This window comes from Microbacterium lacusdiani, from assembly GCF_054779895.1.
The window spans coordinates 25,676-39,320 of record NZ_BAAGXJ010000021.1 but is presented as its reverse complement, the minus strand read 5'-3'; the positions used below and the strand labels follow the sequence as shown (position 1 = coordinate 39,320).

Here is a 13,645-nt window from a genome sequence, read left to right as displayed (position 1 = left end):
CGAGCCTAGGCCCGCGGGTGCCGAACTAAGCTGGGCAGGTGACCGACTCGCGCCCCGCTCCGCCGTCGGGCAGCGCGACAGCATCGAGCACTCCCCCCCCGCGCCTCGTGGTCGAGACGCGCGAGATCGATGCGGTCGAGGACCTGCTGCCGTGGACCGACGCGCGGAACCCGCTGATCTGGCAGCGGCGCGGCGACGGCATGGCCGGCTGGGGCGAGGCGCTCGCGATCCGCGTCGACGGCCGGGGCCGGATCGCGACGCTGGCCGACGCCTGGCGCGAGATCGCCGCCGCCGCCGAGGTGCACGACGAGGTCCGGCTCCACGGCACGGGGCTGATCGCGTTCGGTGCGTTCGCCTTCGACGACTCGTCCGCGCTGCCCAGCACCCTGATCGTGCCCAGCGTGATCGTCGGGCGGCGCCGCGGCCGATCGTGGATCACGCGGATCCGGCGCGCGGAGGCCCCGGGGGATGTCGCGTTCGGGCCGACCGAGTACGGCGCGCACTGGTCCGCGACGCTCGGGCCGGGCCGGATGGATCCCGCCGCGCACGGCGACGCGGTGCGCGCCGCGCTCGCGGCGATCGAGCGCGGCGAGGCGCAGAAGATCGTGATCGCCCGCGACATCGCCGGCACGGTGCCGGCGCACGCCGACCTCCGCCGGCTCGTCCGCGCGCTGGCGAGCGGCTACCCCGACACGTGGGCGTTCGCGGTCGACGGCATCATCGGCGCCAGCCCCGAGACCCTCGTCACGGTGCACGGCGGCGAGGTCACGGCGCGCGTGCTGGCGGGCACCCGACCGCGGGGCGCCGACGCCGACGAGGACACCGCGATCACGTCCGAGCTCGCCACGAACCAGAAGGACATCGACGAGCACGAGTACGCGGTGCGGTCCGTCGTCGACGCGCTCCGCCCGCACACCTCCGCGCTCGCGGCCGCCGAGCAGCCGTTCACGCTCAAGCTGCCGAACCTGTGGCACCTCGCGACCGACGTCGAGGGCACGCTGTCGAACGGCTCCAGCGCGCTCGACATGGTGCGCGCCCTGCATCCCACCGCCGCGGTCGCCGGCACGCCGCGCGACGCCGCCATGGCCGCGATCCGCCGCATCGAGCCGTTCGATCGGGGCCGCTACGCCGGACCCGTGGGCTGGATCGACGCCGAGGGCGACGGCGAATGGGCGATCGCGCTGCGGTGCGCGCAGTTCGGCCCGGCGGACGCCGGCGCGCCGACGGACCCGTCTGCGACGCGATCCGTCACCGCCCACGCCGGCGGCGGCATCGTGGCGGGCAGCCTCCCCGAGGCGGAGCTGCTCGAGACCCGAGTCAAGTTCCGCCCCATCGTCGACAGCCTCAATTAGAAGACGGTCGCACGCGTGCGGGCACCCCTTCGGGGGCCCTTCGCGCGCGAGAACGTCGAGATCAGAGCTCGTCGAGGAAGGACAGGTAGGGGTTGCGCAGGCGACCCGCCGGGTCGAACTCGCGCGTGAGCGCGGCGAACTCACGCAGGCGGGGCCACACGGCGGCACGACCGGCGGCGTCCATCGCGGACAGCTTGCCCCAGTGCGGACGCGCCTGGAACGGCGCCAGCGCCGCCTCGATCTCGGCGACCACGGCCTCGACCGCAGGCTGGTCCGGCAGCCAGGTGAAGTGCAGCCCGACGGCGTCCGTCTCGTAGGCCGGGCTGAGCCAGAGGGAATCCGCCCGCATCGAGCGGATCTCGGTGACCTGGATCAGCGGGGCGATCCGGTCGGCCAGCTCGCGCACGGCGCGGATCGCCGCGACCGCGTGCCGGCGCGGCACGAGGTGCTCGGACTGCAGCTCGGCGCCGGCGGAGGGCGTGTGGCTCAGCCGGAAATGCGCGAGCCGATCGAGCCAACGGCCCGGCTCGCCGAGCTGCGGCGTGCACGCGGCGGGTGAGACGCCCGCCAGCATGTGAACCGGCCCGGCCGCCGGCGCCGGATCGCCCGGCAGCACGGGCGGCTCCGCGGAGCGCGATTTGGTCCATACCTGATCGACGACATCCCGGTCCCCCCACCGGAGGAAGAGGCTGACGCTGTAGGCGGCGCCCATCAGGGCGTCGAAGTCGGCCAGGGCGGTCTCGAGCGGGAGGTTCTCGTACACGCGCTGGCGCACCTCGAACGAGGGCTCGATGTCGAGCGTGATGGAGGTCACGACGCCGAGCGCGCCGAGGGAGACCACCGCGGCGTCGAACGCCGGATCGCCGCGGCGCAGCCGGACGACGTCGCCGCCGGGCACGACGAGCTCGAGCGCGGCCACCGCGGACGACAAGGTGCCCACCGCGTCGCCCGACCCGTGCGTCCCGGTGGCCACCGCGCCGGCGACGGAGATGTGCGGCAGCGACGCGAGGTTGGCGAGCGCCCAGCCCTCGGCCTCCAGGGCGCGGGCCAGCTCGCCGTAGCGGATGCCGGCCCCGACCGTGACGGTGCGGGACTGCGCGTCGACGACGGGCGCCGCGGCGAGGCCCGCGGTGGAGATCAGGGTGCCGTCGGTGTCGGCGATGAGGCTGAAGGAGTGCCCGCTGCCGAGTGCGCGGAACGGTCCCGGGCCCGACACGATGGCGCACACGTCGTCGACGCTCGCCGGCGTGGCGATGCGCTCGGCGCGGAAGCGGACGTTGCCCGCCCAGTTGACCAGGTCCATCAGGACTTCCCTCGGATCGTGTGCGCGAGCCGCTCGCCCGCGTCCCTCAGCCAGCGCGCGGGCTCGGCCATCGCGGACTCCGCGGATCCGGCGAGCGCCGTCAGCGACAGAGCCTCGATCCCCGACGTGTCGGCGTCGTCGGCGATCCGGCCCGCGACGACCGCCACCCGGGCCCCGGCCTCGCGGCCCAGGCCGAGCACGAAGGCCGGCGTCTTGCCCGCGGCAGACTGGCCGTCGTATGACCCCTCGCCCGTGATCACCACGTCGGCGCCCGCGATGGCGTCGGCCAGTCCGGTGAGCTCCGCGACCTCGGCCGCACCGGGAACAAGCTGCGCTCCCCACGCCAGGAGGCCGTAGCCCGCGCCGCCCGCGGCGCCCGCGCCCGGCGCGCCGGGATCGGCGCCGAGCAGCTCGGCGAGGCGCGCCAGCCCGGCGTCGGCGCGCGCGATGCCGTCGGCGTCCAGGCCCTTCTGCGGCCCGAACACCGCGGCCGCTCCGCGGCGGCCCATGAGGGGGTTCGTGACGTCGGTGAGGACCAGCGCGCCGGCCTCGGGAACCGGGCGCAGGCGCGTGAGGTCGACCTTCGCCAACTCGTCGAGCCCGGCCGCGCCGGGCGCCACCGAGACGTCGTACGCGTCGGTGAACCGCGCGCCGAGCGCCGTCAGCAGCCCGATCCCGCCGTCGGTCGAGGCGCTCGACCCGATCCCGAGGATGAGCCGCGAGACGCCGTGGTCGATCGCCGCGCGCACGGCCTGGCCGAAGCCGAGCGTCGAGGCGTCCCGGCCGCGGAGCGCGTCGCCGAGCAGCTCGATCCCGGAGGTGGAGGCCAGCTCGACCACGCCGGTCCCGCCGGGGACGTCCTCGGTCGGCGGCAGGAGCAGCCAGGCGGCCTCGATCGGCACGCCGGCGGGCCCCGTGACCCGCAGCGGCATCCGCTGCGCCCCCTCGACGGCCCGGGCGAACGCCTCGAGCGTGCCCTCGCCGCCGTCGGCCATCGGCCGCACCGCGACGTCCGCGTCGGGCTCGGCCCTCCGCCAGCCGGCAGCCACGGCCTCGCCGGCCGTCGCCGCATCGAGCGTGCCCTTGAAGCCGTCCATCGCCACCACCACGCGCGTCGCCATCCCCCCATCCTGGCCCAGTCGCGGGCTCGGCCCGTAACAGTGGCCCGGGCCGGCCGCGGGGCACGGGAGAATGAGGCCATGGACTGGCAGATCTCCGAGGACACGGTGCCGTCGAGCCTCGTCACGGAGGCCGACGCCCGGTCCATGGTCGGCCGGCCGCCCGCGTCCGGCGCGTGGCGCGACGGCGACCCCGCGGGCGACCGCCGGTTCGCGGGCTTCGGCGAGCTGCGCCTCGAGGGCGGCGGGGTGCTGCCGTCGTTCCGCCTCGCGTACGAGACCTGGGGCGAGCTGAACGCCGCGCGCGACAACGCCGTGCTCATCCTGCACGCGCTCACGGGCGACAGCCACGTGCGCGGTCCGGCCGGCCCGGGTCATGCGACCGCCGGCTGGTGGGAGGACATCGTGGGCCCCGGCGCCCCGATCGACACCGACCGCTGGTTCGTGGTCGCGCCGAACATGCTCGGCGGCTGCCAGGGCTCCACGGGCCCGGCCAGCATCCACCCCGATGGCGAGGAGTGGGCGTCCCGCTTCCCGTACCTGACCGTGCGCGACCAGGTGGCCGCGCAGGTGCGCCTCGCGGATGCGCTCGGCATCGACGTGTGGGCGGCCGTGGTCGGCGGCTCGATGGGCGGGATGCACGCGCTCGAGTGGGGCGTCGGGCACCCGGATCGTCTCGCGCGGCTCGCCGTGCTGTCGGCTCCCCCGGTCAACACGGCCGACCAGATCGCGCTCAACTCCGTGCAGCTCGAGGCGATCCTGATCGACCCCCGCTTCCGCGGCGGCGACTACTACGAGGCCGCAGACGGCGAGGGACCGCACCGCGGACTCGCGCTCGCGCGCCGCATGGCGCTGCTGAACTACCGCAGCCCCACCGAGCTGAACCAGCGCTTCCAGCGGTCGTGGCAGTCCGGCGTGAGCCCGCTCGGTCACGGCGGCCGCTTCGCGGTGGAGTCGTACCTCGACTTCCACGGCAACAAGTTCACGCGGCGATTCGACGCCAACTCCTACATCCGTCTGGTCGAGGCCATGGACTCGCACGACGTGGGCCGCGACCGCGGCGGCGTGGAGCAGGCGCTCGCCGCCGTGACCGCGAAGGCCCTGGTGCTCGGCATCGACACCGACCGCCTGTTCCCCGTGGACGGCCAGCACCGCATCGCGCGGGGCATCCCGGACACGCTCGACGGGGACGAGGCCGTGGTGCTCGCGAGCGACTTCGGTCACGACGGCTTCCTGATCGAGACCGCCGCCGTCGGCCGCCATCTGCGGCGCCTCCTGGACGCGGACGTCTGATGGACGCCGTCTGGACCGCGGCACTGCTGGCGATCGCGTCCGGCACCGCATCGGGCCTGCGCCCGTACTTCGTCGTCTTCACGCTCGGCCTGGTCAAGGCGCTCGTGCCCCTCGGCGCGGCCGGCCCGGCATCCGGGGTGATCGAGGCGATCCCGCCGATGCTGGCCGAGCCGTGGCTGCTGATCGTCGTCGCCGTGCTCGCGATCGGCGACACCCTCGTCGACAAGGTGGCCTACCTCGACTCCGCATGGGACGGCATCCACGCCGTGCTGCGCCCGCTGTTCGCCGCGGCGCTGGGCCTCGGGATCGGCGCCGAGCACGGCACTGCGGTGGCGGTCGGCACCGCGGTCGCCGGCGGCGTCACGGCGGCGGGCGTGAGCCTCGGCAAGATGACGACACGGGCGGCCGTGAACCTGCTGCCGGAGCCGGTCTCGAACGTACTGGTCAGCCTCGGCGAGGACGCCACCGCGATCGTCCTGCTGGTCCTGGCGTTCCTGCTGCTGCCGCTGGCGGCGATCCTGGCCGCCCTGCTGCTCGTCGGCGCGATCGTGCTGGTCGTCAAGCTCGGCGGCGGGATGCGCGAGTGGCGCCGCCGTCGGCGCGTCTCCGGCCGCGGCACGCCGGCGTAGAGCGGGTCACTGCGCCCCGAGCATGCCCTCGACGGCGCGAAGCAGCAGGTCGGAGCGCCGGGCCGTGTCGCCCCAGCGCACGAGAGCCTGGGCGTTGACGCCGTCGATCATGCCGGGGAGACAGCATGACGTGGCGGATGCCCGCGGAGACCGCACCGCACGAGCGGACCTGGATGGCCTTCCCGCGCGAGGGCCTCACTCTCGGCGGCACCGCGGCCGAACGCGAAGCCGGGTACGAAGCGTGGGCGGCCGTCGCCCACGCGGTGGCGCGCTTCGAGCCCGTCACGATGGTGGTCGACCCGAGCGAGACCGCCCGTGCGCGCCGCATGCTGTCGTCCGACATCGCGATCGTCGAGGCGCCGCTCGACGAGTTCTGGATGCGCGACTGCGGCCCGACGGTTCGTGCTGGACGAGGACCGGCCGGGAGTGCTGGGCGCCGTCGACTGGGTCTTCAACGGCTGGGGCTCCCCCGCCTGGGCCGAGTGGACGCTGTCCGCCGGCATCGCGCGCATCGTCGCCGAGCACGCGGACGCCGAGGTCGTGAGCTCGCTGCTCGTGAACGAGGGCGGCGGCATCCACGTCGACGGCGAGGGCACCGTGCTGCTCACCGAGACCGTGCAGCTCGACCCGCGCCGCAACCCGCACGCGGACCGTGCGCGGGTCGAGGCGGAGCTCGCGCGCACGATCGGCGCCGCGCGCGCCATCTGGCTGCCGCGCGGGCTGACGCGCGACTACGACGACCTCGGCACGAACGGCCACGTCGACATCGTCGCGACCCTGCCCTCTCCCGGGCGCGTGCTGCTGCACCGCCAGGACGACCCCGCGCATCCGGATCACGCCGTCACCCGCGAGCTGCGCGCCATCCTCGCCGAGCAGACGGATGCCGCAGGCCGGCGCCTCGATGTCGTCGACCTCCCCGCGCCCGCCACGCTGACCGACGCGCACGGCCCGGTGGACTGGAGCTACGTGAACCACCTCGTCGTGAACGGCGGCGTGATCGCGTGCGGTTTCGGGGAGCCGGACGCGGATGCGCGGGCGGCGGCGATCCTCGCCGACGCGTACCCCGGCCGCGAGGTCGCGACGGTCGACGCGCGCGAGATCTTCGCGCGCGGCGGCGGCATCCACTGCATCACCCAGCAGCAGCCGGCCGTCGCCGCCGACGGGGGTGCCCGATGATCGAGGTCCACGAGGCGTCCATCGCCGACCTGCGCGCGGCGCTCGAGCAGGGTCGTGCCACGGCGGTCGAGCTGGTCGATGCCTACCTCGCGCGCATCGAAGCGTACGACCGGGAGCTGAACTCGATCGTCGTGCGCAACCCCGAGGCTCTCGCCGAGGCCGCCGCGTCCGACGCCCGGCGCGCGGCCGGCGCGACGCTCGGTCCGCTCGACGGCGTCCCCTACACCGCCAAGGACAGCTACCTGGTCCGCGGCCTCACGGCCGCGGCGGGCAGCCCGGCGTTCGCCCATCTGATCGCGCAGCGCGACGCGTTCGCGATCGAGCGGCTGCGCGCGGGCGGCGCGATCTGCCTGGGGCTGACGAACATGCCGCCCATGGCCAACGGCGGCATGCAGCGCGGCCTGTACGGTCGCGCGGAGAGCCCCTACAGCCGCGACTTCCTGACGAGCGCGTTCGGATCCGGATCCTCCAACGGGTCGGGGACCGCGACGGCGGCGAGCTTCGCCGCCTTCGGGCTGGGCGAGGAGACGTGGTCCAGCGGCCGCGCCCCGGCGTCGTGCAACGCGCTGTGCGCGTACACGCCCTCGCGCGGCGTCATCTCCGTCCGCGGCAACTGGCCGCTCGTGCCGACCATGGACGTCGTCGTGCCGCACACCCGCACGATGGCGGACCTGCTCGAGCTGCTCGACGTGATCGTGGCCGACGACGATCGCACGCGCGGGGACTTCTGGCGCGCCCAGCCGTGGGTGCCGATCCCCCGGGCCTCCGACATCCGGCCCGCGTCGTACGTCGCTCTCGCGGCCGAGGGGTCGCTCGCGGGGCGCCGGCTCGGGGTGCCGCGCATGTACCTCGGAATGGACCCGGATGCCGGCACCGGCACCGGCATCGGCGGCCCGACCGGGCAGCGCATCGAGCCGCGCCCGTCCGTGCTCGCCCTGTGGCGCGAGGCGCGCGCCGCGCTCGAGGCCGCCGGCGCCGAGGTCGTCGAGGTCGACCTCCCGCTCGTGTCGAATTACGAGGGGGATCGCGCGGGCGCGTCCACCATCCGCACGCGCGGCCTCGTGTCGCCGGAGTTCCTGGACCGCGAGATCCTCGACCTGTCGGCGTGGGCGTGGGACGACTTCCTCGCCGCGAACGGCGACCCGGCCTTCCCGGGGCTCGCAGGCGTGGACGGCTCCCGGATCTTCCCGCATCCCGCGGGCGCGCTGCCCGACCGCTACACGGGCTTCGACGACGACATCGCCGCCTACCCGGCGTGGGCGGCGGCGCACCCCGGCACGACGCTGGAGGACTTCGCCGACCTGGCCGAGGGGCTCGAGGGGCTCGAGCGCACACGGCGCGTGGACCTCGAGGAGTGGATGGACGGGCTGGGGCTCGACGCCGTCGTCTTCCCCGTCATGGCCGACGTCGGCCCGGCCGACATGGACGTGAACCCCGCGTCGGCCGACCTCGGCTGGCGCAACGGCGTGTGGGTCGCGAACGGCAACCTGGCGATCCGCCACCTGGGCGTCCCCACCGTCACGGTGCCCACGGGGACGATGCCCGACATCGGGATGCCGGTGGGCCTGACCTTCGCGGGCCGCGCCTACGACGACACCGCGCTGCTGACCCTCGCGTGCGCCTTCGAGGCCACGGGCTCCCGCCGCACGCCTCCCCCGCTCACCCCGCCCGTCTCCTGAGCGGCGGACGTCGACGGGCCACGCACCTGAGGCTGCGAAAAGGCGCCGAGCGGCCCTTCTGCACGAGGAGAAGGGCCGGTCGGCACCGAATCGGCTTCAGCGTCGCGTCACGCCACGCGGATGAGCTTCTTGTTGACGAACTCGTCGGCCGCCAGGAGGCCCAGCTCGCGCGAGGTGCCGCTGCGCTTGACGCCGCCGAAGGGCAGCTCGGGGCTGTCGGCGAGGACGCAGTTGACGTAGACCATGCCGGCGTCGATCGCGTCGGCGACGCGCGAGGCCTGCTCGGGGTCGGTCGTGTAGACGTACGACCCGAGGCCGAACGGCGTGTCGTTCGCGAGCCGCACGGCCTCGGCCTCGTCCGCCACGCGGTACACGACGGCGACGGGGCCGAACAGCTCCTCGCGGTAGACGTCCATGTCGGGCGTCACGCCGGTCAGCACGGTCGCGGGGAAGAACGCGCCGTCGCGGGCGCCGCCGGTCTCCACCCGCGCGCCCTGCGCGACCGCGCGGTCGACCTGAGCCTGCAGCCGTTCGGCGGCCGCGAGCGACGACAGCGGACCGAGCACGGTGTCCTCGACCATCGGGTCGCCGACCTTCGCGGCGGCCATCGCGGCCGTGAACCGCTCGAGGAAGGCGTCGTACAGCCCGTCGACCACGATGAAGCGCTTGGCCGCGTTGCAGGCCTGCCCGGTGTTGTCGAGCCGCGCGTCGACGGCGTGCTGCACGACGGTGTCGAGGTCGTCGGTCGACAGCAGCAGGAACGGGTCCGACCCGCCGAGCTCGAGCGCCACCTTCTTGAGGTGCTGCCCCGCGAGCGCGGCCACGGCCGATCCGGCGCGCTCCGATCCGGTGACCGAAACCCCCTGGACGCGCGGGTCCGCGATGATCGTCGCGGCCTGCTCGTTGGTCGCGTACACGTTCACGTACGCCCCGGCGGGCAGACCCGCATCGCGATAGACGGCCTCGAGGATCGCCGCCGACTCGGGGCACTGGGGCGCGTGCTTCAGGATGATCGTGTTGCCGACCGCCAGGTTGGGCGCCGCGAACCGCGCCACCTGGTACGCCGGGAAGTTCCACGGCATGATCCCGAACAGCGGCCCGAGCGGCGCGCGGCGCACCACGGCGGAGCCCTCCCCCAGGATGTCCAGCGGCTGATCCGCCGTCACCCGCTCGGCGTTGTCGGCGTAGAACTCGACGATGTCCGCGGCGAAGTCGACCTCGCCCTCCGCTGCGGCGAGCGGCTTGCCCATCTCGCGCACGATCGCGGCGGCGAACTCGTCGCGCCGCTCGCGGTGCAGCTCGGCGACCCGGCGCAGCGCGGCGGCCCGCTCGGCGACCGGAACTCCGCGCCAGGCGGCGAACCCGTCGTGGGCGGCGGCGATGGCGTCCTGGATCTCGGCATCGGTCGCCGTGGGGTACTCGGCCACGGTCTCCCCCGTCGCGGGGTTCACGACGGCGTACATCGCGGGCGCGGTGGTCACGGTGGTCATCGGATGGTCTCCTTCTCGCTCGCAGGGGCCTCGACGGGCAGGATCTCGCCGCGGAAGAACGCGGGCTGGCGCACGGCCATGACGATCATGATCACGACGCCGATCCCGATGATGAGCAGCCCGAGCACGCCCACCAGGCCGACGCCCGCGATGTTCTCGCCGGAGCCGTACGACGGGTCGAGCGAGTCGCGCAGCGTCATCACGAACAGCGCGAGCAGGATGATGCCGCCCACCAGCGGCGACAGGAAGCGCGTCAGGAACGCCGACACCGAGTCGAACCACTGCCTGCGGAAGAACCACACGCAGGCGAACGCCGTGAGCCCGTAGTAGAAGCAGATCATCATGCCGAGCGTGAGGATGGTGTCCCACAGCACGTTCTCGCTGATGAAGCGCATCACGGCGTAGAACGCCCCGGCCACGGCGACCGACACGATGATCGCGAAGACCGGCGTGCGGTGCACGGGGTTCACCGAGTCGAACTTCGCCGGCAGCGCCTTGTAGTGCCCCATCGCGAGCAGCGTGCGGGCGGGCCCGATGATCGTGGACTGCAGCGACGCGGCCGAGCTGACGAGCACGGCCAGCGAGATCAGGAACGCGAACGGCCCCATGATCGAGTCCGCCAGGCCGAAGAACACGTTCTCGACGACGCCCTCGTTCACCAGGCCGCCCTCGCCGTCGCCGACGCCCGCGAACATGATGAGCGCGACCGCGAGCAGCAGGTACAGGCCGCCGACCACGACCACCGTGAGCGTCGCGGCGCGGCCGGGGGTGCGCTCCGGATCGATCGTCTCCTCGTTCATCGTGAGCGTGACGTCCCAGCCCCAGAAGATGAAGATCGAGACCGACAGGCCCGCGACGATCGCCGACACGCTGCCGACCGTGAGCGGGTTGAACCAGCTCAGCTCGAACGGGATGGCGTTGGGCGCGCCGCCCGAGATCGCGGCGCCTATCGCGAGGACCGCGAACAGGACGAGCACGGCCACCTGGAAGCCGACCAGCACGACCTGGAAGACCTTGGACTCCTTCATGTCGCGGAAGGACAGGTAGGCAGCGCCCACCATGAACGCCATGCACACCGCGACGTTGATGAACGGGTTGTAGGTGAGATCGGCGATGCCGGGCACGCCGGTGATCTGCGAGAGCAGCAGGAACAGGAAGTCCACCGCGACGGCCGCGAGGTTCGACAGCACCAGCACCGTGGCGATCACGAGACCCCACGACGCCATCCAGCCCACCCACGGACCGAACGCCCGCGTGGCCCACGTGAAGGTCGTGCCGGAGTCCGGCATGGACTTGTTGAGCTCCCGGTAGCCCAGGGCCACGAGCAGCATCGGGATGAACCCCAGCAGGATGACGGCGGGCGCCTGCGGGCCGACCTCGGCGACCGCCGGGCCCAGCGAGATCGTGAAGGTGTACGCGGGTGCGACGGTCGAGACGCCGATCACGGTGGCGCCGAACAGGCCGACCGCGCCGACGGCGAGGCCCTTGGCCGAGATCACCTGCGTGATGAGACCGGGCGCGGCTTTGCCGGCGACGGCGCCCGGGACGCCGTCTTCTGCCTGGACTGTGTCTGTCATGGGGTTTCCTCTGGGGTTCGGGTGGAGCTCAGCGGACGAGCATCGACGCGGTGGGGATGGCGTCGAGCTCCGGGAGGGTCTCGCCGCGCAGGTCCGCGGCGATCGTGTCGGCGACGAGGCGGCCCATCCGGACCGCTCCGTCGACGTGCTGGTAGCCGGCGCCCGCCATGTCGCTGCAGGCGAAATGGATGGGCCCGACGGGCGTGCGCAGGTCGGCGCCGTAGCGGTGCAGGCCGCCGAGGTCGAAGCTCGCGGCGTACGCGCCGCGGGTCCACTCCTCGCTGCCCCAGTCGCTCTCGTAGTACACGACGGGGTTCTCGGCCTCGGGGCCGAAGTACGCCGCGAGGGACGCGAGGATGCGCGCCCGGCGCTCCTCGTCCGGGAGCGTGAAGACGTCGTCCGCGTGCGTGTCGGAGACGAAGGCGACCAGGGTGCCGCGCTCGTCGCCGTGGTTGGTGTTGTCGTACGCCTCGTGCACGAGCTGGTAGGGGCTGAACACGGTGCCCGACAGGCCCTGCTCGCGCCAGAACGGCCGGTCGTAGACCGCGTGCACCTTGATCACGAGGCCCATCGAGAGGTGCTGGTGCAGCTGGTGCTGGCGGCGCGGCAGCGGCGGATCGAACTGGATCCGGCTGTACAGCACCGGCGCGTGCGCCAGGACGACGCGCTGCGCGCGCACCGTGATGCCGTCCGCGGCGACCGTCACGCCGTCCGGGCCGTGCGCGATCCGGCGCACCGGCTGTCCGAGGTGGAGGTCCCCGCCGAGCCGCTCGGCGAGCCGGATGCTCACCTGCTGCATGCCGCCGACGATGCGCTTGTCGAGGATGAAGTCCGCGTCGACCAGGTGCGAGAAGCCGCCGGCGCTGGACGCCATGAGCAGGGCCTGCAGCACCGAGAAGGCGTGCGCGGGCTTGGTCAGCATGGCGGGGCCGATGAACAGGGCGATGTTGTCGCGGGCCTCCTGGTCGTCGGTCTCGGCCGCGAGCCACGCCTCGAACGAGATCGCGTCGAGCTCGGCCGCGCGCGGGTGCTCCCAGGGCCGGTCGGGGTCGACCTCGGCGGCGAGCGCGTCGATCTTCTCGATCAGGCGCACCAGTTCGGCCTCGGTCTCGGGCGCCACGGGGAAGATGTCGCCCGTGAAACGGCGCAGCTCGCCGTCCTTCGTGAGGTAGACGCTGTCGCCCTCGCGGTAGCGCTCGAAGGTCTCGAGGCCGAGCTCGTCGAGGAGCTCCAGCAGCGCGGTCTGGTCGGGCGAGACCCACTGGCCGCCGATCTCGAGCGTCGCGCCGTCGATGTCGTCGGTCCACGTGCGGCCGCCCACGCGGTCGCGGGCCTCGAGTACGGCGACGGTGAGGCCGGCCTCCTTCAGTCGCGTCGCCGCGGTGAGGCCGGCCGGGCCGGCTCCCACGACGACGACGTCACGGGTGATCTCGGTCGAAGTCATGCGGCGAGCATAGGCCATCCGGCCAGGCTTTGGAATACGGATTCCGAAGTTTTCCGCGTGCCACACTACGGATTTCGTGGTGTTATGCCCGACTATGCGCGATAATCGAGGTGTGAGCACAAAGCGCAGCACCCCGGTCCTGGACGACGTGGCGAAGACGATCATCGAGCAGCTGCAGCAGGACGGGCGGCGCTCCTACGCCGAGATCGCGAAGGTCGTGGGTCTCAGCGAGGCGGCCGTCCGGCAGCGCGTGCAGAAGCTGACCGAAGCCGGCGTCATGCAGATCGTCGCCGTCACGGATCCGCTCCAGGTCGGGTTCGCACGCCAGGCGATGATCGGCATCAAGGTCACCGGCGACACCCGGAAGGTGGTCGAGGCGCTCAACGCGCTGCCCTCGGTGATCTACGTGGTGCTCACGGCCGGATCCTTCGACGTGCTCGCCGAGGTCCTGTGCGGCGACGACGACGAGCTGATCGACATCCTCAACTCCGAGATCCGCGCGCTCGAGGGCGTCGCATCGACCGAGACGTTCGTGTACCTGAAGCTCGGAAAGCAGCAGTACACGTGGGGCACGCGCTGACGCG

The 13,645-nt window shown here is 73.4% G+C and carries 10 protein-coding genes and 1 pseudogene; 6 read left to right on the top strand and 5 right to left on the bottom strand.

Annotation, left to right across the window (positions count from 1 at the left end):
• Positions 1–107 precede the first annotated feature (107 nt).
• Positions 108–1,352: an isochorismate synthase gene (locus ACYVGN_RS10850; RefSeq protein WP_460790809.1), complete on the top strand. Its 1,245-nt coding sequence runs from the start codon at positions 108–110 to the stop codon at positions 1,350–1,352.
• A gap of 61 nt (positions 1,353–1,413) precedes the next feature.
• Here ACYVGN_RS10850 and ACYVGN_RS10845 read toward each other — a convergent pair whose 3' ends face one another.
• Both ACYVGN_RS10845 and ACYVGN_RS10840 read right to left on the bottom strand, forming a co-directional pair.
• Positions 1,414–2,655 carry an FAD-binding protein gene (locus ACYVGN_RS10845; RefSeq protein WP_460790736.1) on the bottom strand — a complete coding sequence of 414 codons (1,242 nt, stop codon included), beginning with the start codon at positions 2,653–2,655 and terminating at the stop codon, positions 1,414–1,416.
• Entirely contained in the window at positions 2,655–3,776 is a 1,122-nt protein-coding gene (locus tag ACYVGN_RS10840; protein ID WP_460790734.1) for a glycerate kinase, read from the bottom strand. The genes ACYVGN_RS10845 and ACYVGN_RS10840 overlap by 1 nt, the downstream gene beginning before the upstream one ends.
• A 78-nt stretch (positions 3,777–3,854) precedes the next feature.
• Between ACYVGN_RS10840 and metX the strand changes: the two genes are divergently transcribed.
• The 4 genes and pseudogenes from metX to ACYVGN_RS10820 all read left to right on the top strand — a co-directional run bounded on the left by metX (position 3,855) and on the right by ACYVGN_RS10820 (position 8,550).
• Positions 3,855–5,066: a homoserine O-acetyltransferase MetX gene (gene metX / locus ACYVGN_RS10835; protein ID WP_460790733.1), complete on the top strand. Its 1,212-nt coding sequence runs from the start codon at positions 3,855–3,857 to the stop codon at positions 5,064–5,066.
• Complete coding sequence (locus ACYVGN_RS10830) at positions 5,066–5,695, top strand: DUF4126 domain-containing protein (protein ID WP_460790731.1); 630 nt, start codon at positions 5,066–5,068, stop codon at positions 5,693–5,695. The genes metX and ACYVGN_RS10830 overlap by 1 nt, the downstream gene beginning before the upstream one ends.
• Positions 5,696–5,820: 125 nt before the next feature.
• A pseudogene (locus ACYVGN_RS10825) lies at positions 5,821–6,871 on the top strand (agmatine deiminase family protein).
• Entirely contained in the window at positions 6,868–8,550 is a 1,683-nt protein-coding gene (locus ACYVGN_RS10820; RefSeq protein ID WP_460790729.1) for an amidase, read from the top strand. Before ACYVGN_RS10825 ends, ACYVGN_RS10820 begins: the two are co-directional and overlap by 4 nt.
• A 107-nt stretch (positions 8,551–8,657) precedes the next feature.
• Here ACYVGN_RS10820 and ACYVGN_RS10815 read toward each other — a convergent pair whose 3' ends face one another.
• Genes ACYVGN_RS10815 through ACYVGN_RS10805 form a run of 3 tightly spaced genes read right to left on the bottom strand, consistent with a single transcriptional unit; the run spans position 8,658 to position 13,061 of the window.
• Positions 8,658–10,040, bottom strand: a complete 1,383-nt coding sequence (locus tag ACYVGN_RS10815) for an NAD-dependent succinate-semialdehyde dehydrogenase (RefSeq protein ID WP_460790727.1) — start codon at positions 10,038–10,040, stop codon at positions 8,658–8,660.
• The gene (locus ACYVGN_RS10810; protein ID WP_460790725.1) at positions 10,037–11,617 is read right to left on the bottom strand and encodes an APC family permease; all 1,581 of its coding nucleotides are present in this window, start codon (positions 11,615–11,617) and stop codon (positions 10,037–10,039) included. The genes ACYVGN_RS10815 and ACYVGN_RS10810 overlap by 4 nt, the downstream gene beginning before the upstream one ends.
• Before the next feature lie 28 nt (positions 11,618–11,645).
• A complete protein-coding gene (locus tag ACYVGN_RS10805; protein WP_460790723.1) occupies positions 11,646–13,061 on the bottom strand; it encodes a flavin monoamine oxidase family protein in 1,416 nt (471 codons plus the stop codon).
• A gap of 112 nt (positions 13,062–13,173) precedes the next feature.
• Between ACYVGN_RS10805 and ACYVGN_RS10800 the strand changes: the two genes are divergently transcribed.
• Positions 13,174–13,641, top strand: coding sequence for an Lrp/AsnC family transcriptional regulator (locus ACYVGN_RS10800; protein ID WP_230667712.1), 468 nt, complete (start codon positions 13,174–13,176; stop codon positions 13,639–13,641).
• Positions 13,642–13,645 lie beyond the last annotated feature (4 nt).